This is a genomic window from Pseudomonas sp. NFPP28 (genome assembly GCF_900115535.1).
In the GTDB taxonomy this organism is placed as follows: domain Bacteria; phylum Pseudomonadota; class Gammaproteobacteria; order Pseudomonadales; family Pseudomonadaceae; genus Aquipseudomonas; species Aquipseudomonas extremorientalis.
The window spans coordinates 1-2,368 of sequence record NZ_FOWT01000018.1; the positions used below are offsets into that span (position 1 = coordinate 1).

The window sequence follows — 2,368 nt, forward strand, 5'->3', positions numbered from 1 at the left end:
ACACGCTTCGACAAGCTCGCGAAAAGCTATGCCGCAATGGTCTCACAGGCTTGTTCCATACGGTGTTTGCGACATCTCTTTTCGTACAGAGCCTAACAAGGCTGATTGATAGCTCCGGTCCAGTAGTTGGTCCGGAGCATACTTTTTATTGTCTTGCTCAGGGTTTTATGAAAGTAACGCCGAAGTACAAGGACAGAAGAAAGATGTGAGGGCTCCCCGGTGTACCGGAAGCACAGGACATCTCAAATACTTGGTCTAGCATTTTTCTCGCATCAGTAAATGGTATTTGAAATTTAGTGTTTTGAGCGACTGTGTTCGTTCCTGGCACAAGATCTACAGAGATAGTCGCATAAGGCGTTACGCTCGGCGTTGTTGTGGGTGTTTTGTCTATATAAATTTCTATAACATCCCCTGCTCGAGAGCTAGCATGGTTTGGAATGAGGAAGTCAATAGGTGTACTATTTATAATGTCTGCAACAGGATTGGCGGTGAAAAAGGGTGGAGACTGAAACTGTTTTGGATTGACTAGGCGCGGAGCTTGCCCAACGGCAAAGGGGCGTTGAGGGAGAGTGGTCATGATATAAAACCTCGAATGTATAATTTTATTTTTACGTTAAAATTATCAGTTGAGTGGGGGGGGCTGATTTTAGGGAGAGGTTTGCTTGGTTTGATGTCTGTAAGGTTTTCCTGTTTTTAGAGCTGACTCTTGGTCTCGTTAGGCTGATTTTTATTAATTATCTAGTTTATTAGTTTTAACCAAACTCTGGTTCGACTGGCAACAGTCAGGTTGCTACGATCATAGGTTATGTTGGATCGATAGTTTTGCCGAAGATTATATATGTCGATTGTCGATGGCCCTGTTGTGGTGACGTAAAGTGATGGTGATCCATCAGCTAGTTGAATGGGTGTTTGAATGATTGGTTCTTCTGATGCTATATAGATAATGGCATCTACGTCGTAAATCGTTAGGTTGTGAATCTTACTGTCTACGGTTTCGAAGTATATTTCTCTGGTTGTTGGGTCCGACCAAATGTCAGTTGCCATGAAGGTTTCCTGTGCTGTTCTTATCTCTAGGAGGTCTCCTGGGTCAGGTGATAGATACGTGGTAGGTCGAATGGATGCAAATGCCATGATGAACTCGCTTTTCAGTTTAAATGTTGGGAGGGCTAGCCTCCCAATGTTTAACTTGTAACTTGATATTAATCTGATGACGTAGTTAGGAATAAAGCTTGAGTGGGTCGTAATGGAGAGGGGGTAGTGAAATCAACTGAAACTAAGACTGTTATATCTTTCAGCGAAAAAGCCCTGGGCCTTCCCGCCGTCTGCGGGCCAGTAACTACAATGGCCTTGGCTTTGCTATCTAAGCCAACTATGTTCACTCCTTCCCAGAGTATTCCCTGAGATATGAAGCTGATTGGGTCGTTGACTTCAAGGGCAAGACTTGGAATGGGGCCGCATTGAGTTTGCATATCTTGATCCTCCAAAAGATAGATTAGTGTTGATCGGTGATGGCAATGAGGGGAACCGAGAGATCAATTTTTCTCTCCCAGATGTTAAAGCCTGAACCAGGTGCGTTGATATAGGGGTTTTGGTAGAAGTTGTTTTCATGCACTGTGATAGTTGAGTAGGGAGCATTGATGTAAACACGATTGGTTTTGGTATCGATTGTAGTGACGGTGTTGGTGTTCTCTTCAGTTACCTCAATCGTAGAGTTCTCCATGTTGACAGATCTTAAATAGCACCGGCGTGGGAGCTTTCCGATCAAGCCAGCGAGTAATAAAGATCCGAGAGGTACGAAGGTTATTCCAGGTGTAGGTGGAGGAGGGGTTACAGTTGGTGGAACTGTAGGGTAGATGGCTGGTCCATTATTGTAAATTGTTGAACCTGGAGCGAAGATAGTTGCCATATTTAGAACTCCTGTGTTGATTGAGGCTTTATTTTGATACGCGGGAAATAGATTTGGTACTGTCAAGGTTGACAGTTATTTATAACTTTTTGCGATGGGTGGAGATTTTTAATGCGAGGTCTCTAGGCTCTGTACGAAATCCCGAGAAACCCAATCGGCGCCCTTTGGAAGCTGAAATTCAGTAGGGTTCCCGGCCATCTACGGAAAGGAATTCTGTGATGGCAAAGCGTTACGAACTCTCGGATGAGGCCTGGACTGTGGTCGCCGATCTCTTCACTGAAACCCATGGTCGGGGGCGGCCCCGCCTGAGCGACCGGCTGATGCTCGATGGCGTGCTCTGGATACTCTGTTCGGGCGCTGCGTGGCGAGATATGCCGGAACGCTTCGGCCCATGGTCAACGGTGTATCAACGGTTCCGGGGTTGGCGAAACCAGGGCACCTTCGATCAGATGCTCAAACGCT

Annotated in this window: 3 protein-coding genes and 1 pseudogene; 2 read left to right on the forward strand and 2 right to left on the reverse strand. The window is 45.8% G+C overall.

Going from position 1 to position 2,368, the window contains the following annotated elements; genetic code table 11:
* Positions 1-96 (forward strand): annotated as a pseudogene (locus BM110_RS29485) (IS5/IS1182 family transposase); the annotation flags it as partial.
* Positions 97-157: 61 nt separating this feature from the next.
* On the opposite strand, the gene BM110_RS29490 reads toward BM110_RS29485, so the two are convergent.
* Positions 158-577, reverse strand: a complete 420-nt coding sequence (locus tag BM110_RS29490) for a hypothetical protein (protein WP_139217597.1) — start codon at positions 575-577, stop codon at positions 158-160.
* A gap of 915 nt (positions 578-1,492) precedes the next feature.
* Complete coding sequence (locus tag BM110_RS29495) at positions 1,493-1,906, reverse strand: hypothetical protein (protein WP_139217596.1); 414 nt, start codon at positions 1,904-1,906, stop codon at positions 1,493-1,495.
* Between the two features lie 218 nt (positions 1,907-2,124).
* On the opposite strand from BM110_RS29495, the gene BM110_RS29135 reads away from it, so the two are divergent.
* On the forward strand, positions 2,125-2,368 hold a 244-nt coding region (locus tag BM110_RS29135; RefSeq protein ID WP_139220358.1), incomplete at its 3' end, for a transposase.